This is a genomic window from Noviherbaspirillum sp., from assembly GCF_035254685.1.
Lineage (GTDB): Bacteria > Pseudomonadota > Gammaproteobacteria > Burkholderiales > Burkholderiaceae_D > Noviherbaspirillum.
The window spans coordinates 1-25,012 of record NZ_DATFAI010000050.1; the positions used below are offsets into that span (position 1 = coordinate 1).

Annotated in this window: 25 protein-coding genes; 13 read left to right on the plus strand and 12 right to left on the minus strand. The window is 55.2% G+C overall.

All coding sequences use genetic code 11. The features are described from left to right. From VJ698_RS24655 to VJ698_RS22145, 3 genes are all read right to left on the minus strand, one after another. Nucleotides 1-492 (minus strand): methyl-accepting chemotaxis protein (locus VJ698_RS24655; protein WP_414691208.1); only part of this gene is annotated, 492 nt, incomplete at its 3' end. Between the two features lie 837 nt (nt 493-1,329). Beyond that, nucleotides 1,330-1,971, minus strand: coding sequence for a response regulator transcription factor (locus VJ698_RS22140; RefSeq protein WP_324104986.1), 642 nt, complete (start codon nt 1,969-1,971; stop codon nt 1,330-1,332). Further along, nucleotides 1,964-2,164 (minus strand): hypothetical protein, encoded by a 201-nt coding sequence (locus VJ698_RS22145; RefSeq protein WP_324104987.1) that lies wholly within the window; start codon nt 2,162-2,164, stop codon nt 1,964-1,966. Before VJ698_RS22145 ends, VJ698_RS22140 begins: the two co-directional genes overlap by 8 nt. Nucleotides 2,165-2,455: 291 nt before the next feature. Between VJ698_RS22145 and VJ698_RS22150 the strand changes: the two genes are divergently transcribed. Next, a complete protein-coding gene (locus VJ698_RS22150; protein WP_324104988.1) occupies nt 2,456-2,581 on the plus strand; it encodes a hypothetical protein in 126 nt (41 codons plus the stop codon). A 47-nt stretch (nt 2,582-2,628) separates the two neighbouring features. Here VJ698_RS22150 and VJ698_RS24660 read toward each other — a convergent pair whose 3' ends face one another. Then, nucleotides 2,629-2,847: an IS3 family transposase gene (locus VJ698_RS24660; protein WP_414691209.1), complete on the minus strand. Its 219-nt coding sequence runs from the start codon at nt 2,845-2,847 to the stop codon at nt 2,629-2,631. 1,002 nt (nt 2,848-3,849) lie between these two features. Here VJ698_RS24660 and VJ698_RS22155 point away from each other — a divergent pair. From VJ698_RS22155 to VJ698_RS22205, 11 genes are all read left to right on the plus strand, one after another. Beyond that, on the plus strand, nt 3,850-5,091 hold the full coding sequence (locus VJ698_RS22155) for an amidohydrolase family protein (RefSeq protein WP_324104989.1): 1,242 nt from the start codon (nt 3,850-3,852) through the stop codon (nt 5,089-5,091). Beyond that, nucleotides 5,084-6,394 (plus strand): methylenetetrahydrofolate reductase C-terminal domain-containing protein, encoded by a 1,311-nt coding sequence (locus tag VJ698_RS22160; RefSeq protein WP_324104990.1) that lies wholly within the window; start codon nt 5,084-5,086, stop codon nt 6,392-6,394. The genes VJ698_RS22155 and VJ698_RS22160 overlap by 8 nt, the downstream gene beginning before the upstream one ends. Before the next feature lie 65 nt (nt 6,395-6,459). Beyond that, complete coding sequence (locus tag VJ698_RS22165; RefSeq protein WP_324104991.1) at nt 6,460-7,785, plus strand: sugar ABC transporter substrate-binding protein; 1,326 nt, start codon at nt 6,460-6,462, stop codon at nt 7,783-7,785. 13 nt (nt 7,786-7,798) lie between these two features. Beyond that, a complete protein-coding gene (locus VJ698_RS22170) occupies nt 7,799-8,779 on the plus strand; it encodes a sugar ABC transporter permease (RefSeq protein ID WP_324104992.1) in 981 nt (326 codons plus the stop codon). Between the two features lie 9 nt (nt 8,780-8,788). After that, complete coding sequence (locus tag VJ698_RS22175; protein ID WP_324104993.1) at nt 8,789-9,616, plus strand: carbohydrate ABC transporter permease; 828 nt, start codon at nt 8,789-8,791, stop codon at nt 9,614-9,616. Nucleotides 9,617-9,631: 15 nt separating this feature from the next. After that, complete coding sequence (locus VJ698_RS22180; RefSeq protein WP_324104994.1) at nt 9,632-10,714, plus strand: ABC transporter ATP-binding protein; 1,083 nt, start codon at nt 9,632-9,634, stop codon at nt 10,712-10,714. 278 nt (nt 10,715-10,992) lie between these two features. Then, nucleotides 10,993-12,006 (plus strand): porin, encoded by a 1,014-nt coding sequence (locus VJ698_RS22185; RefSeq protein ID WP_324104995.1) that lies wholly within the window; start codon nt 10,993-10,995, stop codon nt 12,004-12,006. 427 nt (nt 12,007-12,433) lie between these two features. After that, nucleotides 12,434-13,717, plus strand: coding sequence for a histidinol dehydrogenase (gene hisD, locus VJ698_RS22190; RefSeq protein WP_324104996.1), 1,284 nt, complete (start codon nt 12,434-12,436; stop codon nt 13,715-13,717). Nucleotides 13,718-13,737: 20 nt separating this feature from the next. Next, on the plus strand, nt 13,738-14,481 hold the full coding sequence (locus tag VJ698_RS22195) for an SDR family oxidoreductase (protein ID WP_324104997.1): 744 nt from the start codon (nt 13,738-13,740) through the stop codon (nt 14,479-14,481). Nucleotides 14,482-14,840: 359 nt separating this feature from the next. Continuing rightward, on the plus strand, nt 14,841-15,884 hold the full coding sequence (locus tag VJ698_RS22200; RefSeq protein WP_324104998.1) for a cupin domain-containing protein: 1,044 nt from the start codon (nt 14,841-14,843) through the stop codon (nt 15,882-15,884). Nucleotides 15,885-15,893: 9 nt separating this feature from the next. Continuing rightward, nucleotides 15,894-16,601 carry an alpha/beta hydrolase gene (locus VJ698_RS22205; RefSeq protein ID WP_324104999.1) on the plus strand — a complete coding sequence of 236 codons (708 nt, stop codon included), beginning with the start codon at nt 15,894-15,896 and terminating at the stop codon, nt 16,599-16,601. A 98-nt stretch (nt 16,602-16,699) separates the two neighbouring features. Here VJ698_RS22205 and VJ698_RS22210 read toward each other — a convergent pair whose 3' ends face one another. The 3 genes from VJ698_RS22210 to VJ698_RS22220 all read right to left on the minus strand — a co-directional run bounded on the left by VJ698_RS22210 (nt 16,700) and on the right by VJ698_RS22220 (nt 19,218). Then, nucleotides 16,700-17,161 (minus strand): hypothetical protein, encoded by a 462-nt coding sequence (locus VJ698_RS22210; protein ID WP_324105000.1) that lies wholly within the window; start codon nt 17,159-17,161, stop codon nt 16,700-16,702. Then, nucleotides 17,161-18,819 (minus strand): methyl-accepting chemotaxis protein, encoded by a 1,659-nt coding sequence (locus VJ698_RS22215; protein ID WP_414691210.1) that lies wholly within the window; start codon nt 18,817-18,819, stop codon nt 17,161-17,163. Before VJ698_RS22215 ends, VJ698_RS22210 begins: the two co-directional genes overlap by 1 nt. 165 nt (nt 18,820-18,984) lie before the next feature. Then, nucleotides 18,985-19,218: a hypothetical protein gene (locus VJ698_RS22220; protein WP_324105002.1), complete on the minus strand. Its 234-nt coding sequence runs from the start codon at nt 19,216-19,218 to the stop codon at nt 18,985-18,987. Nucleotides 19,219-19,289: 71 nt separating this feature from the next. Between VJ698_RS22220 and VJ698_RS22225 the strand changes: the two genes are divergently transcribed. Continuing rightward, complete coding sequence (locus VJ698_RS22225; RefSeq protein WP_324105003.1) at nt 19,290-19,523, plus strand: hypothetical protein; 234 nt, start codon at nt 19,290-19,292, stop codon at nt 19,521-19,523. A gap of 295 nt (nt 19,524-19,818) precedes the next feature. Here the strand turns inward: VJ698_RS22225 and folB are convergent, their stop codons facing one another. The 5 genes from folB to VJ698_RS22250 form a co-directional block, all read right to left on the minus strand. Beyond that, nucleotides 19,819-20,301, minus strand: coding sequence for a dihydroneopterin aldolase (folB, locus tag VJ698_RS22230; protein WP_324105004.1), 483 nt, complete (start codon nt 20,299-20,301; stop codon nt 19,819-19,821). A gap of 96 nt (nt 20,302-20,397) precedes the next feature. Continuing rightward, nucleotides 20,398-21,105 (minus strand): cytochrome b561 domain-containing protein, encoded by a 708-nt coding sequence (locus VJ698_RS22235; RefSeq protein ID WP_324105005.1) that lies wholly within the window; start codon nt 21,103-21,105, stop codon nt 20,398-20,400. Between the two features lie 59 nt (nt 21,106-21,164). Continuing rightward, nucleotides 21,165-22,148, minus strand: coding sequence for a hydroxyacid dehydrogenase (locus VJ698_RS22240; protein ID WP_324105006.1), 984 nt, complete (start codon nt 22,146-22,148; stop codon nt 21,165-21,167). Nucleotides 22,149-22,220: 72 nt separating this feature from the next. Continuing rightward, nucleotides 22,221-23,471, minus strand: a complete 1,251-nt coding sequence (locus VJ698_RS22245; RefSeq protein ID WP_324105007.1) for a hypothetical protein — start codon at nt 23,469-23,471, stop codon at nt 22,221-22,223. A 93-nt stretch (nt 23,472-23,564) separates the two neighbouring features. Further along, nucleotides 23,565-24,752, minus strand: coding sequence for a uroporphyrinogen decarboxylase family protein (locus tag VJ698_RS22250; RefSeq protein ID WP_324105008.1), 1,188 nt, complete (start codon nt 24,750-24,752; stop codon nt 23,565-23,567). Between the last annotated feature and the right edge of the window lie 260 nt (nt 24,753-25,012).

Here is a 25,012-nt window from a genome sequence, read left to right on the forward strand (position 1 = left end):
CATCGATTCCTGCGCGACCTGGCAGGCGCCGAGGATGGCATCGCTGATGACCTGGACCTTTTCGGCGATGCGCTTGCCGGTGTCGCCCGAGAGCGTCGACAGGTTCCGCACTTCCTTGGCGACCACCGCAAAGCCGCGCCCCGTCTCGCCGGCGCGCGCCGCTTCGATGGCGGCGTTCAGCGCCAGCAGGTTGGTCTGTGCGGCGATGGTCTTGACGTCGTCCGCCATCGCCTTCAGTTCGTCGACAAACTGTTCGAGGCAGCGCACCTTGTCCAGCATGGCGGCCTTGCTGCTCATGGCTGATTTGAGCGAAGACACCACGGCACCGAGCTCGGTTTCACTGCTGGCGAACACCGCGACGAGGCCGTTGTCCTGGCTGTTGATCGATGCAGCGGTCGCACCGCTCGCGACGCGCACCGTCTGCTCCAACCGGTCGACAATGCCCGAGAAGCGTCCGGTGAGCGCGCTCACCGCGCTTTCCATCTGCGCCATGGAGGAGCCGATCTGGCCGGCCCAGACCGGGGCGATCGACGCGCCGAATGCATCGCGGCTGGAAAAATAGGCCTGCAGCGCGTCGCGGTGGATCCGCTCCTCCAGGACGGCGCGCCATGCGAGGAATGCGCCGGCTGCGACCAGGGCTGCGGCAAGCACCGCATTCACCCAGCTCCAACCCGCCTGCACAAGAACGGCAATGCCTCCGGCAGGCCCCAGCAGGGCACAGCCGATGGGCAGCGCCCTGCTGGCCCTGAAACGATCGGTCAACTTATTCCTCGCCTTTCATCAACTTCACTGCAGTCCGCGTCAAAATCTGTATCAATTCCCTTGCAAATTTTGCTTGATTTTTATGCATCATTGATGGCGCGCAAATGGACTGCCCAGCGCATGAATGTAGCGAAGCAACACAAGTCTTTGCTGTCAAGAAACAGTCGGGCGTTTGTCACGTCAAATTTGACATTGACGTAGTGAAAGCACTACAGATGAACTTGGCGGCACACCATAGACGAACGGTATGAGAGGGCGCAGCAATACCGGAACCGCAACTTGATACAGCTTAAATTCAAGAACAGGTTGCGCTCGACGTGTATGCAGTGCGTCAAGACACCTGCGGGGCTTGCTGAGGTGATCAATCGGAAGACTGGATCTCGCTGCAGCAATCGATGCGAACGAGATGGATGTCCACGGCTGGCAACCTGATTCACCTGATGCGCGGGAACCAAAAGAATATTCGGTGCTGCCTTATGCAACACTTCCTGTGCGTGGGTGCCCCGATCGCCCTTGATCCATCAGCTGGATCATCATCTGGATCATCATCTGGGTCAGTAGGCCCTGTTACGGCCTCAAGCCGTGATCGATCGCATAGCGTGTGAGGTCGCTGTTGGACTTGGCCTGCAGCTTGCCCATGACTCGGGCGCGGTAGGTGGTGACGGTGTTAGGGCTGAGATTCAGTATGGTGGCGATCCGAACCAGGCTTTCGCCGGCGGCGATCAGTTTCAGGACTTCGAGTTCCCGGTCGGACAAGGTCTCGTGCAGAAATCCACGCTGGGTGCTAATCAGGCTTACGAGCTTCTCGGCCAGTTTTGCGCTGATGAATTTCCCACCCGCCGTCACCTTGCGGATCGCCTCGATCAGGATCGAATCCTGACTGTTCTTGGTGAGGTAGCCAGCCGCCCCCTGCCTCAGGGCGCGCACTGCGTAGACCTCTTCGTCGTACATGGTAAGCGCAAGGATCGGAAGCTGCGGCTGCGATTCGCGAATCACCCGCAGCAGATCCAGGCCATTATTTCCGCGCATGGCGATATCGACCAAGGCAACATCGAATTCCTGCTCCATCAGTGTGGCGAGCGCGTCGGTGGCCGACTCGGCACAGGCTGTGACCTGGATGTCTCCCGTGGCGTTCAGGATCAGTTGCAGGCCCTTACGCACCATCGTATTGTCATCAACCAGCAGGACCTGGATTGTCTTGTCAGCCATACGACTCCTCCAGTGGAAGCGTCAGCACCGCCGTGGTTCTGCGGTTCGTGCTCCTCGTAAGCTTCAGTTCGCCGCCGCAATAGCGGGCCCGTTCATACATGCCCATGATCCCCCAGGAATGTTCGTAAAAGATGTGCACCGGATCGATGCCCTTGCCATCGACCGCCGTGGTAATTCTAGCGTGATCGCCCAAGACGCACTCGTCGGGACGGGGATCACCGTGCTGATCAGTCACTTCAGCACCAGCCCCTCCGGTACGGACAGGACGCTTGGTCAAAAGGGGCGGCGACTGAGGCCAAGACTATAGCCGATGAGCCGGCCGCCGATGCCTTGCGGATTGACAATCATCACAATGGCGTAGGCGGAAAACAGGTACTTCATTTGTCCGCGCCTCGTCCAGACCGTCTTGCACGAATGCCCGCGCATCACCATAAACCAGGAACTGATCATTCCGCTGTCGAAGCCGCCGCTCCTCGAGTGGATCATGCGTGTGGATCCAAACGCGCCTGAACTGACACTGGATAAGGTGCACCAGGAACAGGATGCATTCCTGGTGTGCCATCGCATCATCGAACGCCCGGAAGATGTTCTTCGAATTGTCCTTGCATGATTGGTACACCGGTGAATTCCAGTTGCCGAAGAACCGTACTTTCATGGTCAGCCCGATAGGTGGGGCGTCACCGCCCCCGCATGTTTGCTGTCGATCACGGCCTTGCAACGCCGTTTGTTTTTTGTGCGAATGCCGATGGATTTCATCCAGCGTCTGATCCGGTCCCGGCTGGCCCGAATGTTTTTCGATTTCAGTCCTTCCGTAATGCGCAATAAACCGTGCGCTTGCCTGAAGTGCGCGTGCAACGCGTGAATCAGCGCCAGCAGTTGTCACCCGAGAGCTAATGTGTCGCCCCCCGGCATTTCATCCAATCGGAGGAGCTGCTGGTCGATACACCCAACAGTTCGTACATCGCCTGTACGCCTTTTATATCCGAAATTTGCGGCTAACCTCATCCATGCTCAACAACATGCGCTCAGCCAGCCACTTACTAGATATCAAGAACCAGCCGCGGTCCGGCACATTCTGCAACACACACCATGACCTCGTGCGCGCGCTCCTGCGGATTCACGCTTGGCCAGATGCACTCTGTTTCGCCCCGCCTTCATTGTTTCATGGCTGCATCTCTCCATCGAATCATTTTCCGCGCGCCCAGATACTCTGCCATTTCCCCCCGAGCCTCTCGTCTTCTCGATATGGGCACGCAGAGCGAAGTCCGGCGCCTTCCGAGGCAGATGAGTGCGTCCTTAAGCAGCATTGAAACAGTCAATGTTTTATGCGCGACGAATGACTATTTCTAGAGGTAAGCCATCTGAAGCCAGACGTCATTTATGCAAGCGTATGCATATACGCCCGCATATCTAATGCCATAGATATTTTGCGGCGACGCGTCAATTTGGCTCTACGTAACAGCTAATTTGAAATTTCAAAATGGGGTTGACACGGAATAACTATACTTGCAGAATGCATACGTCTGCAATTTGGCAATCAAAGGATTTAATGTGATGGCGGGTGACAATAATTCAGTATGTGTGGTGTGCCGTAAGATTTGTGCCTCCTTAGGCTTGGCTGCCACATATCTGAGCGAGGCTGGAGTATTTCACGCTTGTCGCCTTTCAGTTCCATTTTGTCGACACATAAGGCAGGAGACATCGGGCTGCAAGTCGAATTTGTACGCGTGGACCAGACACAAGGGAGCTTGTCCGTCTTCGGCACTTCGCCAGCGAATTTCCTCACTCCTTTGGCAGTCGATCGATGGACCGTGCCTAAGGCAAGGGTCCTCCATGTCGGCGACGACATGGTATTCACGCTGAATGGAGAAAATAGCAATGTGTGATCGAATTATCGCGAGGGCCTACTTTGACGGAATCAAATACCATGCCGATGGTCCATACGTCATTGATATTGAAAATGGTATCGTCAAAACAGTAATGGCTGAGCGCGATTTCTGCCTGGCTCAGTCAGAATCGCAGAAGCATGCCGACACGATGATCCGAGTACCGTTTGCAATGCCGGGACTGGTCGAGGCGCATGCACATATCTTCCTTGATGGTGGCGAACTGGACCTCGTCGCACGTTCTGAGTACCTCAAGGCGCCATTTGATTCAATGATGGGCGTCGCATCCCGTAACTTAAGACATGCATTGGCGCACGGCGTAACTCTGATCCGTGACGCTGGCGACAAGTATGGCATTAACCACGCCGCGCGCGAGCTGTGCCGAAAGAGCGAGCACCGTTGTTTTCCTGATTTGCGATCCGCCGGCCTGGGCATTCGACGTCCCGCGCGATATGGCAGCTTCATGGCCTACGATGCCGCAGGTGATGAGGATATCGTGACCACGGTGAATCGTATTGCCGACGAAGGCGCGGACGACATCAAAATCATCCAGACGGGAATTATTGATTTTGCAACCGGGCAGGTGAAGGGTGAACCCCAGTTCGACACAGCGGCTTTGTCACTAATTGTCAACACGGCACGTAACAGGGGGTTAAAGACGTTCGCACACTGCAGCGGCCTTTCCGGACTCGAAGTGGCAGTTCAAGCCGGTGTTGACTCGGTAGAACACGGCTTTTTCATTAATGAAGAGCTTCTGAAGCGCATGCGTGACCGACAGATCGCGTGGGTGCCGACGTTTTCACCAGTTTGCTTTCAGCGCGACGATCCGAAAATCGTTGGCTGGGATAGCGTCGCATTGGGCCATTTGCGCCATATTGTAGAGGATCATCTAAGGCACGTCCGGATGGCATACGAACTCGGTGTTCCGCTAGTTGCCGGATCGGATGCTGGTAGTCACGGCGTTCACCATGGGCGTTCACTGATAAACGAACTGTATTTCTTTCTCTCTGCCGGTCTGCCAATGGAATCAGTGCTCACATCTGCTACCTGGCAACCACGGCGCTTATGGGGAATGCGGCACACGATGCTGGCGCCAGGTGCGCTCGCCGACATCGTTTGTCTTAATGGAAATCCGTTTGCTGATTCCAAGTATCTGCGCGACATCGCGATCGTATTCAAAAACGGCGCTCCTGTCAGTACAGACGAGACGATCAAGGCGTGTGCATATGCGTAAGATTAAGTCGCTGCTATATCGCACAGCTGCGCGCGGCGAGGCATTTCTAAAAGGTGTGGCCTTTGACTGCCGCGCGTGCGGTCAATGCGTCTTGTCGCAGACCGGCTTGATCTGTCCGATGAGCTGCCCCAAGGGACTGCGTAACGGTCCGTGCGGCGGGACCCTTGGCGATCGATGCGAGGTATATCCTGATCGTGCATGCGTCTGGATGCGCATCTACGAACGTACAGCAAAGGACAGTACAGAGGTTCCACCACTGAACCCGTCACCCGATGCAGCGCTGTTTTTCACCTCTTCCTATGCCAACTGGTGGAAAGGGATTGATGAGGGTGGGACGACACCGCTTCCCTACCCGGATCTGCCAAAGAATCGCGTCTACCAACCGATTGCGACTCGCTCTCGCCTCGAGGCTGCGCTCAAGTCTGGCCGATTCGTCAAGACATGTGAAGTAAGATCGCCACGTAGCGCCGATTTTGGGCGGCTGCACAAGGAGATCTCTTATGTTAAAGAACAGTTCGATGCCGTCAATGCGACAGCATATTTGAATGGCAAGCCGTCACTGCCATCCGGACGCACCTGCATCGAGCTGCTGTCCGCCGGCGTTGATCCCATTTGCCAGTCGACCTGCCGGGATCATACCAAGACTTCGTTTGTCTCGGAGCTTATCAACAATCACGCAAACGGCGTTCATAATGTCTTGTGTCTGACCGGTGACTCCTATGCAGGAAATCCGAGGATCAAGCAGGTATTCGACATGGATTCATCGCTGATGGTCTTTGAGGCGCGCCATCTTCGCGACACCGGAACGATACATTTCACCGGCCAGACGATGCCCGAGCCGCCGAAGCCATTTATCGGCGTGGCGATCAATCCATTTACCAGACCGATTCATGCGCCAATTCGCCGCCTCAAGCAGAAAATTGCGGCTGGAGCGGATTTTGCGCAGACCCAGCTCATCTTTAATTTGCCTGCATTCGAGCAGTTCATGATCAGGTTTTGCGACGAAGGGCTTGATCGTGAGCTCTTTGTGCTCGCCGGCATTCCTGTCGTCATCTCGAAACCGGCGATGGAAATGATTCCGCATATTCCAGGCGTGGATTATCCGGACGAGATTCGCAAGCGACTTGAAGGTGCTGCAAATCTGCGCGAGGAGGGAATCAAATTAGCGCGGGAGATGGTCGGAGCTGTATCAAAAATGCAAGGTGTCCGCGGGGTGCACCTTATGTTGTTCGGTGCCGATCACTCGGTATTACCTGAGGTCGTCCGCGACATTGATGCTCCCGGTAGCGCGGAGCGAACATAAACAACGACCGCAGAAATGCTTGTTACCACAGTAAGTACCTAAACTTTAAATAACGGAGGCAAAACATGAGGCGCTTAAATACACCAATCCTGGCCATCGCGACTCTATTGATCGCATTCAGTGCAAAGGCTCAGAGCACTCTGCCTTATGGGCTCAAGGCGGGAAAACCCTACGCTGGCACCACTGTACAGGCGCTTGTGGTTGTAACGCCGCAATTTAAGGGACTCGAGTTGCGCGCTGACGAGTTCACTAAGCTGACTGGCATTAATGTCAAATGGACCGAGGTGCCGTTCAAGTCCTTGCAGGAGAAGATGGCAAGCGTCGGTGTGGCTGCGGACGGCAATTATGACGTCGTCAATTATCTTGATGCGTGGGGTCCGGCCAACGCACACTGGTTGGTGCCGCTCAACCCCCTGCTCGCCCGGGACGGCATCAATTTGGATCGCTATCCACCGGCCTTTGTAAAGGCATCCTCTTTCGGCGGTAAGGTGATTGGCCTTCCGATGCGTTCGCATACCCAGTTGTTCTTTTACCGGAAAGACATTTTCGACGAGTTGAAGCTGCCGGCGCCCAAGACATGGGACGACGTCGTGGCGGCAGGCGCCGCCATCAAGAACGCAAAGCCGGGTGTCGGGCCGTTGGCATGTTATTACGGCGCCGACGGCAATCGTCAGAATCTGTTCATCTGGGTGAACTACCTGTGGGGGGCAGGCGCGCAGATTTTCGACGCCAAGGGGCAGCCTGCTTGGGATAGCCCTAAAGCGATCAAGGCAACCAAGGACTTTGTCGGCCTTAATACTGAGCACAAGATCTGTGCCGACGGCGCGGTCTCTGCACTCGAGCAAGACGCTCGCGTCAGCTTCATGCAGGGTAAAGCAGCGATGATCCCTGTCTGGTGGTGGGCTTATTCTGGCTTTGTCAATCCGACGACCTCGAAGCTCAAGCCTGAGCAGGTAGCCTTCACCAGCATGCCGTCGTACAAAGGTGCACAACCCGTTACGCTTGCAACGAGCTTGCCCTTTGCTATCTCTAAATATTCCAAGCACCAGGAAGCGGCGTGGGAATTCATGAAATGGGTTTCGAATCCGGATCTGGAAAAGAAAAACGCCATTGAGCGTAGCGTAGCCGGTGTTGAGGTCATTAACAATGTCGTCAACCACAAAGTCAATCTTGTCGATCCAGCCGTCGACGCAGCGAACAATGGCGTACCTGTAGCTGGTGCAGCAAGTCTGGCTAAAGCCGATGTGATGCCGATGATCGCCGAATGGCCGGAAGTTGGTGATCTGCTATCCAACGCGATTAACAAGGCAGCGTCCGGTGGGGACGTCGAACAACTCCTAAAGGCATCGGCCAAGGATGCAACTCGAGCGTTGCGACGCGCACACAAGTAAAGAAGGTGCATGTATGAACAGCATTGACATTTCCGTGAAAGCAGATGGCCAGAACGCAGGGGTTGCGACACCGATCAAGCCGCGCGGCCTGCAGGATAAGCACTTGAAATACTTGCTGGTCCTGCCAGCGTTTCTGGTAATTGGCTTGACGGCGATCGGCCCGCTGTTCAGCGCGTTGTATCTGGCATTTCGCGAATGGAACCTAAGCAAGTCACCGGTCTCGCTCCCTCTGTGGAGCCTTACCGATGACGGCTTGGGTAACATCGCGTACCTGTTCGACAATTTCGCTCGCGCGTTCGCCGACGACGCGTTGCGGAACTCGATCTGGGTCACAACAGTGTTTACTGCCGCCTCAGTGATCTTGACGGTGGGTGTGGCGCTTGGCGTTGCGCTGCTCCTCGCGCGCGGCACCCGAGGACGGGTGCTGGTTCGCACACTGTTGATTTTGCCGTTTTCCATGAGTCCTGCGCTGGTCGGTGTCTCCTGGCGCTTCATGGTAAATCCTCAGCATGGCCTGGTGCACGCCGTCTTCAAGGATGTATGGCCAGCGCTGGCCAGTATCGACTGGCTGGCCGATCCAGTTCTCGCGTTTGTCGTGTTGCTCGCCAGCGACGTCTGGCACTGGGCACCCTATCTCGCCATGTTACTGCTCGGTGGTTTGGCGTCGGTGCCGAAGGAGTCGCAGGAAGCGGCAGAGATCGATGGTGCGACGGGCTGGCAAGTGTTTCGGGATGTGACGCTACCGTCCATCATGCCGGTTTTGATGGTGTCCGCAGTGCTGAAGGCGATCTTTTCCCTGAAGATGTTCGACCAAGTGTTCATGATCACAAACGGTGGCCCAGGGCAGGCTACGCAAACCATGGCTCATTACATCTATTTTCAGGGATTCAAGTATTACGACATGGGCTATGCGTCGGCGGTGTCGTACTTTTTGGTGCTACCCATGCTAGTGCTGTCTTACTTGTATATCCGTTTAATTTTCAAGCGCTTCTAGGAGCACGTGATGACCGTTCGATATCAAAGCCGACTCTTCGGCGCTACACAGAACGCGCTGATATTGTTCATCGCTGCCGCAATTCTCATCCCGATCTATTGGATGGTCGCAGCTGGCTTTAAAAGTTATGCCGAAGTATTCGAAGCCGGGTGGACGTTTACACCCACCTTGGAAAATTTTAGGGCGATTATGAATCCGCCCTACGAAATTCACAAAAAGTTTTTTAATTCGACGGTGGTTGCCATCGTAACCATTGCCATCGCAATTCCCGTTGCAACACTGTCTGCCTATAGCTTCTCGCGTTTCCGGTTGCGCTACGAGAAGTCGATTTTCATGGCAATTATCGCGACGCAATTCGTGCCGTCGATCATTCTTGTGCTGCCATTTTTCATTCTGTTTCGTGACACGGGGCTGCTTGACACGTGGGCCGCGCTGATTCTAGTGAACTTGTCGTTTGTAACGCCATATGCGGTGTGGATGATCAAGGGCTTCATTGACGCGATTCCACTCGATACCGAAGAAGCTGCGCTTGTCGACGGCTCCACGCGGCTACAGGTAATCAAGAACGTCGTCATACCGATGGCGGCGCCTGGACTCATCACTGCGTCAATTTTCTGTTTCATCATTTGCTGGAACGAATTCTTGCTGGCACTGATTGTAACGAGCAAAGACGCAGTTACCTTGCCGGTCGGCTTGGCCATGTTCACCGCGGAAGAAGGTGATCTTTGGCAGTTAATTTCCGCCACGGGCGTACTGATCATGTTGCCGATGTTTGCTCTCGGCATGATCATTCAGAAGCACTTTATTCAGGGCAGCACAAGCGGCGCAGTCCGCTGATATTTAGGAGGCATCATGGCAGCGATTTCACTTAACAATATAAGCAAGGGCTGGAACGACACTCACGTCATCAAGGATCTTTCTCTTGAGATCCATGATCGCGAGTTTCTGGTGCTGCTTGGCCCCAGCGGCTGCGGGAAAACGACCACGATGCGGATGATTGCTGGATTGGAGGAACCCACCAGCGGGCAAATTATCATGGGCGGTCGAGACATCACCTATCTTCCGCCGCGCGACCGGGATGTGGCCATGGTATTCCAGAACTATGGCCTCTATCCACACATGACGGTCAAGGAAAACATCAGCTACCCATTACGCATCCGGAAAGTGCCGCATGAAAAGCACGAAGCACTGATTGCCGAGGCTGCGCAAAAAGTAAATCTGGAAAATTTGCTGGACCGTAAACCCAAGCAGTTGTCCGGAGGGCAGAGGCAGCGTGTCGCACTGGCACGAGCCATTGTGCGTCATCCGCAGGTGTTTCTTATGGATGAACCGCTCTCCAATCTCGATGCGAAGCTTCGCATAAGCATGCGGGCGCGCATCAAGCATCTGCAGTATGAGCTTGGGACCACGATGGTTTACGTTACGCATGATCAGATCGAGGCAATGACACTGGCCACGAGAGTGGTCGTAATGTATGGGGGAGTCATCCAGCAAATCGACACACCGGAAAACATTTACAACGATCCGGCCAATATGTTCGTCGCTGACTTTATCGGATCGCCTGCCATGAACCTGCTGCGTGGCAGACTGGAGAATGGCGATTTTGTTGGCGACGGGATACGCGTGCCCGGCGTCGGCAAGGGTTCGCACGACGCGGTGGTGCTGGGCGTGCGCTGGGAGGATCTGTCGCTTGCTACGCCAGGCACTGCGCATATGAATGGCGAAATATATACCGTCGAACTGATTGGCGACGCCACTCAAGTCACGGTACAAAGCGGCTCGCAGATGATAGTGGTGCGGACCGAAAAAAACTTCAAGGCAAAATTCGGCCAGGCGGTCGCTGTAAGCGCGCGCGCCGATCACTGCTATCTGTTTGACGCCTCTTCTGAGGCGCGTCTAAGGCACCTCGAAAACCGAGCTTCGCCGACCTCTTGAGCATCTACTACTGACTGAAAGTCTTTAGCGCATCGATCGTATCTCATCACTGCGCTGAATCGTTGACGGGCACCGTTTGAACACGGGAAGCCCAGGTACTTGCACGGCCGTGCGTCGTGCAAATGGGGCTATTACGCCAACTATTTTGAAATTGCCGGTCGCGGCGATAGAAAGGAGAGATACACAAACTTAACGCATAAACCAATTCAAGAATCAGGTGACATCCAACTCGAAACTTCCGATGCCGATATTCGGCATAAATTAACTGGGAGAAGAAAATGAAAAAACTATCCTTAAGTGCACTGGCCTTTCTGACGCCTCTTGTCTCGATGTTTGGCATGAGCAGTATGGCTGCAGCTCAATCGAATATTACGATGTACGGCATTATTGATGCCAGCATCAGTCGCGAAGTTACAGGCGCCGGCGGGGCCACAAGAATGGAATCGGGCATCCACAACGGGAACCGCCTCGGCTTCCGTGGGGAGGAAGACCTTGGTGGTGGCTTGAGCGCCGTGTTCACCATGGAAAACGGCTTTAATCAAGACGACGGCACGGCGGCGCAGGGTGGTCGGCTGTTTGGCCGCCAGGCATTTGTCGGGTTGTCGAGCCGTAGCCTGGGTGCCGTTCGACTTGGCCGTCAGTACTCTCCGGTCTACCTCGCGCAGCTAACAGTCGATCCGTTCCCTGGCATGAAGGGTGACATGACCGGCATTCGCCAATGGTTCAACAGTGGCAATTTCCGCGTCGATAACGCCATCGCCTACATCGCGCCGAGCAATAGCAAATTCACCGGCAGCGCATTGTATTCGTTAGGTGAAGTGGCCGGCAACGCGGCAGCGTCCCGCCAGTATGGCTTCTCTGTCGGCTACACGGGATCACCGCTGACTGGTACGCTTTCCCATCACCTTACCAAAGACAATACCGGCGCTGATAGTGCAAAGGTATGGTTCGTCGGCGGCGCGTACGACATCGGCATAGTCAAGTTTCATGCAGCCTATGACAAGACGACCGGTGCGGGCCGCACCGATATTCGTGATGCCATGATTGGCCTGACAGTCCCTCTTCGCTCCAGCAAGATCATGGCGTCGTTGATTCGCAAGGAGAACAAGGCGCTTTCCAACGCTGACGCGCACCAGGTTGCCTTGGGCTATCTCTATGACTTGTCGAAGCGTACAGCCCTGTACACCTCGGCTGCCTATGTTAACAATGAGGCAAATTCGGGCGTGAACGCTGGCGGCGTGAACGGCGCGAAAAACAAGGTATTCGATGTCGGAGTACGCCATACCTTCTAATCAAACGGCGTAATGAAAGAAGCGGCACCCATGGAGTGATGCCATGGGTGCACTAACGAGCGCTCAATTGTGCAAAGAATTTCACCATGTGCTGCGAGCGAGTTCTCGGCCCATAGATCAACATTCCGCGCTATCGATAACGATAGAGCGCAACACGAACGGCTCTGCAAACATGATCATCACGCGTTCGCCAATGCCACCACATGCCGTTGCCGATGGCGACGGCATGTGGTGGCATGCGTTGGCATCATTCCGGAATTTCAACACTTGCCGAGCCGCCTGAGACGAGCGCCGCACATGCAAAAGAGATGGTAGTAATGGTGTACTGATTTTGTTCATTTTTCTCACCGCGTCTCCCCTGACGGGAGATATGGAGAGCAATTTTTCGCCTGGGTTGGGCGACATATTTATTTTTTTGGAGGCAAACGTGGCAATTCAATTTCCTAAACTCGGAAAGCCGGCAGACGAGAAGGCTGATATTGATCTGAAAGTGCGGCAGACGGTCGAAGGCATTCTTGCCGATATCCAGGAAAACGGCGAGCAGGCGGTACGCACGTATTCCGACAAGTTCGACAAATGGTCTCCCGCCAACTTTCGTTTGTCGCAGGAAGAGATTCAGGCTTGCATCGACTCACTCAGCCCGCAAGCTATTGAGGACATCAAATTTGCGCAGGCACAAATCCGCAGATTCGCTCAGATTCAGTTGATGAGCCTGCGCGACGTCGAAGTTGAGACTTTGCCGGGCGTGATCCTTGGTCACAGAAATATCCCGGTCAATTCTGTTGGTTGCTATGTCCCTGGAGGGAAGTACCCTCTGCTGGCATCGGCCCACATGGGCGTGTTGACCGCAAAGGTGGCGGGCGTAAAACGCGTGATCGCCTGTGCACCACCGTACGAGGGCAAGCCTGCACCAGCGATCGTCGCGGCAATGGCCATGGCTGGCGCGGACGAGATCTATGTTGTAGGCGGGGTGCAGGCCGTCGCGATGATGGCGCTTGGCACCGAGAACTGCGCAGCGGTGGACATGCTCGTCGGGCCAGGCAATGCCTATGTCGCCGAAGCGAAGCGGCAATTGTTCGGGCGCGTCGGCATCGACCTGTTTGCAGGGCCGACTGAGACCCTGGTCATCTGCGACGACACTGTCGACGCGGAACTTGTCGCAGTAGATTTGCTTGGACAGGCTGAACATGGTCCGAATTCACCTGCGGTTTGCATCACTACCAGCAAGAAGATCGCCAACGAGCTGCCGGCGGCCATCGAGTCGGTCCTGGCACGTCTCGCCACACGTGACATTGCAAGTGTAGCCTGGCGTGATTATGGTGAGATCATTCTGTGCGATACGCGCGAGGAAATGCTGTCTGAGGCGGAGCGCATCTGCTCCGAGCACGTGCAGGTGATGACCGCTGACCCCGACTGGTTCCTGCAAAACATGACGAACTATGGCGCGCTGTTTCTTGGCCCTCGCACAAATGTTTCCTACGGCGACAAGGTCATTGGCACGAATCATACACTGCCGACGAAAAAGTCAGGGCGTTTTACGGGCGGACTCTGGGTCGGCAAGTTCATCAAGACACACACTTATCAACGAGTGCTGACTGATGAAGCCAGCGTGTTGATCGGTGAATACTGCTCGCGTCTGTGCGCGCTTGAACATTTCGCTGGCCATAAGGAACAGGCTGATATTCGTGTGCGCCGCCTCAAGAAGAACTGATCGCGACTAAGGAGTCTCTGGTGAAAAGATTGATTGGCAAGGTTGCCGTTATCACAGGTGCAACCGGCGGTCTCGGAAGCGCGATTGCCCATGCCTTCGCCGCCGAGGGTGTGCGGGTGGCGGTCGGATTTCACCGATCGGAGGAGGCTGCAAATGCACTTGTCGCCGCTTTGCCCGGAAGCGGCCATTTTGCGGTAAACCTGCCGGTTACGGCAACTGACGCCGTCAACGCCGCCAGCCAGAGAGTAAAAGTGGTGGCCGGCCGCTGCGACATTTTGGTCAACTGCGCCGGCACCACACGCTTCGTCGCACATGCGGATCTCGATGCGCTTGATGATGAATTGATCGACCAGATCTTTGCAACCAACGTCCGGGGTGCGATTGCCTGCGTGCGCGCATTCCGCCCCCTGTTAGCGGAGAATGGAGACGGCATAATCGTCAACATTTCATCGATTGCTGGCGTCACCGCCAACGGCAGCAATATCGCATACTGCGCCAGTAAGGCTGCGTTGGACAATCTCACGAAGTCGATGGCGCGCGCTTTGGCACCCGCGATTCGGGTCGTGAGCGTATCGCCTGGGTTGATCGATACCGAGTTTGTGCAAGGGCTGGATCAGACATGGCGTGGCCAACAAGTGGCGAAGACACCATTGAATCGCCTAGCTTCGCCAGAAGAGATCGCACGCGCTGTGTTGGCGACGTTAACCCATCTTACTTTCACGACGGGAGCCGTGATCCCGGTCGATGGTGGTCGTCCATTATGAAACCCGCTGAAGTATCGGAGGATGTCTCGCGAAAGGGCACGTTTCCTGGCCGGCACAGTGGCGTTCTCTGGTGCAATCTCGAAGTATGTTTTGAGTCCAGTGCAGAAACACCTGAGCATCGTCGATGTGGAGAGAACAGTATGGAAATGCTTTTGCGTTAAGACTATCTACCACGCCGATGTCAATGGCAAGTATCAGGTACTTCAGCCGTGTCAGATGGGTTTGCTCGCCTCGGTATAGAGACAGAAAGAAGAGGATTTTGTTGTGTGGCCGCCATTGCTGTCGTCGAAAGCACGATAGTCACCTGGATCACCAAGTGAGCGGCATGATTCTACGTTTGCTAATCAAGGAAAAATTCAATGGCTTCAATGACAGATTCCACCGACCTGCAAAGCCGCCTGGTTCGATATCGCGACCTGCGTCCGTGTACGACCGCATTTATCGATACCAAGAGTCCAGGCAGTGACAGGAAGGAAAACTTCACGATTATCGGACCTGGAGTTGCCGAGAATCCTGCACAGTATGTGCATATCACTGAAAAACATGGCTTCAACATCGGCGGCGCGCGTCAGCCGCCCAAGTGCAAGAACTCGGTCCACAGCCATGAAACGGCTGAAGTGTTCATGATTCATTCCGGCATATGGCGTTTTGTCTGGGGTGAGCATGGTGACGCGGGTAGCATCGTTCTTAAAGCAGGTGATGTCATTTCGCTTCCGGCGAGGATGTTCCGTGGATTTGAAAACATTGGGGACGATACCGGGTTCATGTTCGCCATCCTGGGCGGAGACGATCCGGGGCGCGTTCTGTGGGCGGGGCATGTACTGGAACGCGCAAAGGGACATGGTCTGATCCTGCTTGAAGGTGGCCGACTGATCGATACCAGCGCCGGCGAAAAAGTGCCGGACGGTGCTGTCATCGAGCAAACACCAACGCCGGAAGAGCTGGCTCGTATTACCATACCTTCGCTCGAAGAGATGAAGTCATGCATTTTGACACGTGAGGACATGGCAACCGGCGGCGCACAAGGCGGACTTTGCTGCGAGGGCGTGAAGGAATACCCGGTTATCGGCATGGCGAATGCAAGCGACGGTGTCGAAACGTCACCGATGGCTTGGCCGCATGGATTCACATTGCGGACAGTGGAAATTGCGCCGGGTGCAGAAATCATGCTTCATCGCCGTCATTGCCATGAAGTATGGATCATGTATCAGGGTGAAATCGAGATGTCCCAAGGTTCCGATGGCGCGCCGGCGATCAGTATTTCGCGCGGTGATACATTTACCGTGCCGATCGGCGTGCCCAGGTCGTGGCGCAATCGCGGCAAGGAAGTGGCAATTGCATGGGTCGTGCGTGGCAATGATGATCCGGGGCCGGTCGATTTGTTCAAGACGTCGTCGGTCTGATTGCGTCCTGTGGTTCTGCCGATCGTATTCCTCCCAGGTACGCTATGTGACGCGCGACTCTGGCAGCACCAGGTCGCGTCACTATCGAGCCGGACAGCATGCCATATCGGGCACTATGGTGTTGCGCAGACGATCGACGAGATGGCGCGTAATGTGCTGGCACATGCACCTCCGAAGTTCATTCTTGCCGGTCTGTCGATCGGAGGCATTGTAGCGCTTGAAATGTGGCGTCAGGACCCATCACGCATTCAGGCGCTCGCCTTGCTTGATACGAATCCTCACGCGGATACGTCAGAAAGAAAGGCGGCGCGCGCAGTGCAACTCGAATATATCAAGCGCGGTGCACTGAATACCTTGGTGGAAGAAATACTCATTCCAGCTTATCTCTCTGGGAGGCAGCAGAACGATACGGAAATTCGCCAGTGTATTCATGAAATGGCTCATTATCTCGGTCCGGAAGCATTCGTGCGCCACTGCCGTGCGCTGGACACCCGACGCGACAGTATGCCCACCATATCCAGGATCAATGTGCCGAGCCTGGTTCTATGCGGGGAGGAAGATAGAGTGTGTCCGCCCGCATGGCATATCGCGATGGCAGGTCAACTCCCTCGTGGTCGACTGGTGATGATTCCCGGCGTGGGACATTTGAGTGCGCTCGAAAATCCAGAGGCTGTGACCACACAGTTGACCAGTTTTATCGAAAGTGCCTCTGTATAAGCGGAGGCGCAATAAGTAAGCTTGAGTGATCCAGCGTCGAGCCCTAACATGGATGGGCACACGGTGATGGAAGTGCTTTTTCCGCACCCAGCGCGAGCTCAGCGCGCGCCGCCTTCCGGCATCGTCTGCATGGCCAACGGCACAATCTCAGCCGCGTCAGATTGCCCTCGGCATCCACTTCGCGGCAAGCCGTTCTCAATGGCTGGCCTGCCGGACTGCACGAACCGCCAACGCCATGCGATCTCCTGATTTTTGCTGATCCAATGACGCCCGGCAATTTCACGATTCCATAGGTCATCGGCCGCCAGCGCAACGACGCGTGGACGCCTTGCTGTACACGCGTCGATGATTTTTGAATTCACGCGACGCTCCCGTTCACAGCCTTGTTCATCGCTCAATTCGATCGACCTGGACTCGTCCATCGTTCGTTCTGCGTTATGCGAAATAATGTTATGGCAATTAATGTTATGGTAATGCCCGTAGTTCAATGATGACGAAAGGGCTGCATTAGAAGTGCCCTCGTCAACATGAGTTCTGGTCGATTCGGGCAGGCGCTTCATTACTGTAATTGGTCTTTCCCCGCAGTCAACCGATTCAGAAGCCGCCTCCCCGTCGATGGACGAAGCGGCAGACTGGGCAGATTTGCTCGCATATCGACAATCGATGCCTGGCGGCCCTCCAGCTTGAAAACGCTGACCGCAAGGGCCAGCTTGCTCGCTTGATTCTGCATCGCCTCCGATGCCGCCGCGGCTTCTTCCACAAGGGCCGCATTCTGCTGTGTCGTCTGGTCCATTTGCGTAATGGCCTGATTGATGTGCTCGATGCCGGAAGACTGTTCCTGGCTGGCCGCCGTGATCTCGCCCACGATATCGGTGACCCTCCGGATGCTGTCGACGATCTCGTGCATGGTAATGCCCGCCTGGTCGACCAACTTGGTACCGGCGTCGACGCTTTCCACTGAATTGCTGATCAATTCCTTGATTTCCCTGGCCGCCGCCGCCGAGCGCTGCGCAAGACTGCGTACTTCCGCCGCGACGACCGCAAAGCCGCGCCCCTGCTCGCCAGCACGTGCCGCCTCCACGGCCGCATTTAGGGCAAGTATATTGGTCTGGAAGGCGATGCCGTCAATCACGCCGATGATGTCGACAATCTTGCGTGAGGAGGTGTTAATCGATTGCATCGTATCAACCACTTGTGCGACCACCACACCGCCCTTGCATGCCACTTCAGACGCGCACATCGCCAGTTGGTTGGCCTGACGCGCGTTATCCGCGTTCTGCCGCACCGTCGACGTCAGTTCTTCCATCGACAAGGCTGTCTCCTCTAGCGAACTGGCCTGCTCCTCGGTACGCGCTGACAAGTCCTGGTTGCCTGTCGCGATTTCGCCCGACGCAGTGGTAATCGTGTCGGTGCCAGCGCGCACCTCACTCACCACCCTTGCGAGACTGGCGTTCATGTCTTTCAGCGCTTGCATCAGGCGCCCGGTTTCATCCGTTGACCCCACCTCGATCTCGCTCGTCAGGTCGCCTGCTGCAACGGTCTGCGCAACCTTGACCGCTGCGTGCAGCGGGCGCGTGATGCTGCGCGCGACCCACCAGGAAAATGCAATCGCCAGCAGGATCGTGACGGCTGCAAGGCCAAGCATCATCATGACACTCTCGCGATATTGCGCGTCCGCATCCGCGCTGCCTTTGTCCATCAGCTTCCCACCTAGATCTGCCAAGCTTTTCACTCGCGAAAAGTAGAGATCCTGCGCGGGTGTGACAGCCTTCAGCAAATGCTGGGAGGCCTGGTCACGTTTGTCCTCGCCTAGCAATTTGAGGTAATCGCTGCGCGCGCCTAAATACTTCATACGCTCCACCTGCAAGGCACCCATGATCTCTCTTTCTTCCTTCGTCAACAGCAACTTGTCGAGCTGATCGACATTGGATGCAATGTCTTTCCTGATCGCTTCACTCTTTTCCTGCTCGATGTAGGCCTGGTCCGGGTCATAGATGATCATCAGGTTGCGCAATGTCGCCGCTTGCAAACTGACCCCATCCATCACCTTGTTGACAAGCGCTACCCGCGGGTAATATTTCTTGGCAAGCAGATTGGTGCTGTCGGCGAGCGTGCTCAGACGAGCAATCCCCAGTCCCGTGATACCGATCATCAACAGAATGAGCATGCCAAAGGCTACCGCAAGCCGAGTGCCAATTTTCAGGTTTGCGAAAAACATGTTGTTACGTCCTTTTGAATGGATTGTAATTGTTGAACTTTTCCGGTCTCCTCCCGGTGTAAGCGCATTCAGGTTCCATACGCGCAGCTCGGCACACAAGGAACACATGAGGAAGATGGTGGCGGGTCGAGGCCAGCGCAGATAAGTCGCAGCATCAGATACGATTCAGGCCGATTCGAGGTTGAAGACGATTTGCCTTGTCGCGGACACCACGACATGTGCCTGTTTGAACATGAGCCTTGCCAGCGCTTCATCGAAGTCAAATACCCGCGGTGTGCGAGGTGCACATGTGTCCCGCAGCGCGTTAGCAACGGTTTGGCCGGTAGCAGCATGCATAGCCGCATCGTCCTTATCGAGCGGGAGGCGGCTCCGAGTCCACTTGGCAAGGAATTTAGTCATGCCTTAATCCAACTGCGCCGTCTACTCATATCACTGCGTCATGGACGCGTGGACCTCAGGAATAGTGCGGGTTGGTCGACCTGTCCGGCATCAATCTGTTGGTTGGCTCCATCAGCCGGCGCGAAGCCGAGAACAGCGATACGTCGACCTGTACCAGGGTTGAAACCCATGACCACGCGCGGCAAGCGAGCATCGTGCATGCGGATGAACCCGGGCGCAAAGAAAGCGGCCGTGGGCACTGGCTGCGGCTGGGAGGGACGGGCTCGGCTCGCGTGTTCCTGGTGGCGGTCACCCGCGGTCTGTAATCGGCCAAGATGGCACGGGAAAGAGATGTCGCGGGCATCATGGTGTCGGGTCGCTATGGCGCCTATGCTTGAGCGAAAGCTCAACACCGGCCACACACCTCGCGCGGTTCGCGCCATCTCGGTTGCATCATGACGACGGCAGACAATTGCAGGCTGCAAGGGCGCATTCTCCTCGATTTGCTGACTCAAGCAATTCAGGCGCGTTGGGGTAAGGGCGTTATGCCTTCGTTAATTGCATCCCTTTAACAGGGTAAGCGACTACCCCAATACGGTCTGTTTGCCTCGGCATCCCACTTCAGCGTGCCTCTCGACGAGAGTACGACCGGGCACGTTTGATTGACACGCCGACAACTTCGGCCTCCGGGATGATAGCGGGTTTAACGATATCGACCTGGACCCATTTGGCATCAAAATTGGCAAGAACTGCCGAAGCGATACGTTGAGCCAAGGCTTCCAGCAATTGCGTCCTGCTCTCGCCCGCGATGCCGTGGATTGTTTCTGCCACCTTTTCATAATCCACCGCATCGGCGAGATCGTCACTAAAGCAGCTTCGGAAGTTGGCCAGTCCGATTTCGAGATCTATTACAAGGGGCTGAGGTACTATCCGCTCATGCTCGTAGACTCCGACAAGCGCCTCGGTCCTTAACCCTCTGAGGAACACCCGATCTTCAACTATTGGAATGAGCGCCATCCTTGGAAGCGCTGCTTGTAACGGAGCAGAAGGCATTGGCTCACCAGGAGCCACTTCATTTTCAACCTGCAGCAGTGACGACACCATGATTTAATCCGGAGTAAATGCATGCCCTGTGACCAACGACATACGTCTTTTGCTGTGACACTTGCCAGCTTCGCGCCAGCCTGACATGCATGACGATTAAAGATGCTTGCGCGCTTTATTGAACGGATGATCAGGATGGTTGCCGTACACAGAGCGATACGTATCCTGCCGATATCCCCATCCCTCAAGAACGACGGCAATCATTAGCAGTACGCCCAATATTACGAGGATGAAGACGGCAACTGCGTCTATCCACAGCTGCTGCACTCCTGTACTTGCCGCAGCGATCGCTAGGGCCAGAGTGAAATACCCGCCATTTTTGTGATAGGCCTCGAACCACCGTCGCCTCGGCGTCATGTCATAGTGATCGCCGTGCCATGTGGATGGATCCGACGGATCGGAGTGAGCGCCATGCTTGCCACCGTGCGTGCCTCGAAACCAAGCTGACACGATCTGCATACAACCGAAAACAACCGTACCGATCCCGAACACGGCATGCAATGATCCGCTGAAACCCTTGCTGACAACGAGCGCCACCGTCATCCCTGCAAGCGACAGCGCGATCGCTGTATAAAGAAACGTCCAATGAATCGTCCACCACAGCAGGTTGCGGTCAAAACGTCCAGTTCCTCTAGCGATGCCATCAGGCTTAGGCAACGGCTTGAAGAACCGAATGGCAATGACGCCAGCGGGTACCAGTACGAACCAAGCCGTGATCATCAGAAACGCGTGTCTATCCCAGTGGATATCAATGGTTCGGCCAAGGAAGGCTAAGTAAACTTCGGTAGGGATCTGAGTGTTCATCTTGACGACTTAACGTTATTCATCGACGGCTCGGTATGATAAAAGCTCCGGTGTATCAGCTATATCTTGAGCGCTTGGCGGTTGAAGATCAGTTCGGGATTAAGACGATTTTCTAGCCCCGCTACCACGTTTTGAGCCGCGACCACCCCCATTCGCCTGGCCGCTTCTTCTGTCAGCGCTGCGCTATGCGGGCTAAGAATGACATTCCGCAACGCCATGAATGGGTGATCCAGCGCCGGCGGCTCATTTTCGAATGTATCGATACCTGCGCCTCCAAGCGCCATACGCCCTGTCAGCGCCCGGTGCAACGCATGCTCGTCAATCAAACCACCACGTGCGGTATTCAAGATAATCGCCGTTGACCTCATTGCAGCGAGTACTTCGTCGTTGACAATACCGCGGGTTTCCTTCGTCAGCGGCAAATGCAGGCTCAGAACATCGACTCGCCCGAGTTCGCCACGCCAGTCTTCGACCTTGACGACGCCTTCTGCCGCCGCACGCTCGGCGGAGATCATGGGGTCAAAGACCAAGACGTTCATATCAAACGCGCGTGCACGTTTTGCCACCTCTCTCCCAATACGCCCAAAGCCAAGAAGCAGCAGCGTCTTGTCAGAAAGCTCGGTAGCGGCCAGGCTGTCACGGATTCCCCATGCCCCCTTGCGCACAGACTGGTCATAACTCACCAATTTCTTCGACAATGCCAACATCATGGCCATCGCCTGCTCGGCAACCGAAACGGCGTTGACTGGCCCAACGACGGTGACGGGAATGTTGCGCTCAGAGAGTGCGTCTACGGGAAGATTGTCACAGCCTACGCCATGGCGTGAAACAACTCGGAGCTTGGTGGCGTTAGTGATATGAGCTTCCGTCATGACACCATAACGAATAAGTACTGCGTCCGCCGCCTCGACGCTGCTCACCGGGATGGGTGCGCCGGGATCCGAGATCACCTCAATCTTTAAACTTGCATTTGCCTGGAGCACTTCCATTCCCGCAGGATGGATCTGCCCGACTACGAGCACTGTCTTTATCTGTGTATTCATGTAATACCTCGTACCGGAAGGCACACTACCGCTGCAGGGCACCGCGCCATCCAAAAAAGAACCATCGGCTTATTACAGCTTGTCCATTTCAAGAATGTAGAGCCCCGCGTTGGAATCCGTGCAATAGATCAGCCCTTTCTCGTCGACAAATACGTCGGTCGTGTCGATGACTTTGGGCCGGTTCGGACGGTAGTCCATCATTCGGGTCGGCGCCGGTGGCACAAGCGCGGCAATCTCTTGCGGCCGGAACGGATCGCGAATGTCGTAGACACGTAGACCCGCATTTTGGTAGGTCACGAAAAGTATCTCGGAACTTTGAAAGCTCTCTGCCCGGTTCTCGTGGATATTGTGCGGTCCAAATTGACCGCCCTTCATTGCATAGTCAATCTCACCAGGAATCGGCAGAGTCGAAATGCTGATCGGATTGGCTGGATTTCGGATATCAAAAATCCAGTTCCGCTTGATGCCATCCTCGCAGTTGTCGAACACGGCCTCTTCGACGACGACAAGAAGACCTCTGTCGATCAACGGCAGTGTGTTGTGCGTCCCGCCGGCAAAAGGTGGCGCGAAGTTTCGATGCGCAAGCAGCTTCGGGTTGTAGCGATCGCTGATATCGATGGTAGTCATGCCCCCGTCACGCCAGGCGCCGCATGCGAGGTCGCCTTTGATAATAGCGTGATGCAAGGCGTAGCGATACTTGGGATCCCAGTTCGGCGTCTCACCCGCGGCAGCATTCATGCCAGGCAACCACAGACGACTTACCGGAACGGGATTTGTCGGATCTGCCATATCGACAACAATAAAAATATCGTCTGTAAATCCTGGAGGTAACGCCGACACGTAAGCCCATCTTCCACCCTCGTACCAGATGCGATGAACACCAAGACCGTCTAATGGCATAAAACCGATTTCACGCGGATTTGCCCGGTCCGTAATATCGAACACGCGCATACCAGCTGAGTAACCGCGATTGGAAGCCGATACATCTACCTTGCCCGCGATGGAGCCGGAATAATACTCGCCAGCATTGACATTTTCATCGCGCAGCATGTCTTTCATGTTAACGACAAGAAGCAGGTCGCCATTCGTTTGCAAATGCTGGCTCCACGTCCCGAACGGCTGGGGAACATGACGTACAAACTTGGGGTTTGCGGGATCACGCACGTCCACTACGGAGAATCCCCCGGAGAAGACGTGACCGATATACGCGTAACCGCCGCTGACCATCACCTGCACACCGTCGCTGCGGCCTCCCTGGTCGGAGTGTCCAACGATTCGCATGTTATGTGCGTAGTCTGGCTTCAGATGCTCAAGCATTGCCATATAAGGCCCCTTCAAAATAGCGTTTTGTAGTTATTTCTGGTGCGGCGGAATAATTAAGGTGATGATGCGGGAAGCATGCGCACCGTTGATTTGTTACTTGAACCGCGCAAAATAAGAATTATTCTTGGCAATTTCGGCGTCTAGATCGAGTGGATATTGACCAAACTCCTTTACCAGGTCGAACAGCGCAACCACGTTTTCCGGGGGCGTATCGTGACTAATGTTGTGGCAAGGCGCGATGATGTAGCCGCCATTCCGCCCAAGGTCATGAATTCGCTTGGCAACTTCCCAACGAAGCTCGTCATAACTTGCATTCGGCAACAATTGCTGGACGTCGATTGCCCCGTGAAATGAAAGGCGATCACCAAAACGCTCTTTCAAATGTGCGGTGTCTTCCATGCCCTTTGTCGACGTTTGCACCGGATTGAGGATATCCACGTTCATCTCGATGATGTCCTCAATGACGGGCAAGACCGCACCGTCCGTATGCATCATTAGCTTGACGTCGGCAAGGCTCTTGATGTGGTTATGCAGCTGTGTCATCCACGGCTTGATTCGCTCACGGAACAACTGGGGCGACATGAGCATTGACGTTTGCGTTCCCAGGTCATCGGTCACATAGGCAATCTGTACGTATGGGCCGACGTCGCGCATATATCTGGTCCACATTTCCTTCAATGTCCAGGTAATCCGCTCGAGCAACGCGTCAGCAAAGTCAGTATCAATCACAAGATCCATGAAGAACTGCTCGTAACCACGCATCTGCAGCGCTGTCATCAATGGGCCGGCCTTGATCGCATCGGCACCGATCACATAACCGGTGTTTTCGAACAAATGCTTTGCTCGCGCGCCAAGTCCTTCAAATTGCTTGGGATCATCGACCCGCGGCCACTGGAATTTGTCGATATCCTTAAGGGTAGCCTTCTTCAATGGCGCGCCGTCAACTGCGAAGTGGTCCTTGTCGGCGGTTGCACGATAGGGGACGCCCCACATGTCAATGTAACCGTCGACATCCTCACGCTCTTTTACTTGAACGTAGTGTGGAACGACCCAGCGGAAGTCGACGCCGAAGCGCTGCAACAACTCCTCATCCGGCACCACTGTTTGTGCCATGCGATCAAGAATCAAACGTTCGTTTTTCATTGGAACGTTTCCGAGGTAATTGCGGATCGCGGGGTATGCCCTTTTATGGATTGAGCCGATATGCTTGCCCATATCAACAAGCATGCGTTCCGGCTGCTGGTGATTCATCGCCGTCTTAAATATTTCTCTTGGTGTCATTCTTTACTCACTTGGTGCAGTAATCAGGATTAAACGGTTGTTACGGACCGTGCGCTCATTCTTCGCTATCAGAATCATGGCTATGGCCTCGCAGTATCAGTGCTATTGGCGGCACGCCACGTCAGGCGGCGACGCCAATGCAATCTTTCACGGCGCGTACGGCGTCTGTGGCATCCCGCCCGAATCCCGCCGCACCAATCTCATCGGCGTAGTCCTGCGTGATCACCGCCCCGCCCACCACAACCTTCACGTCCTCACGA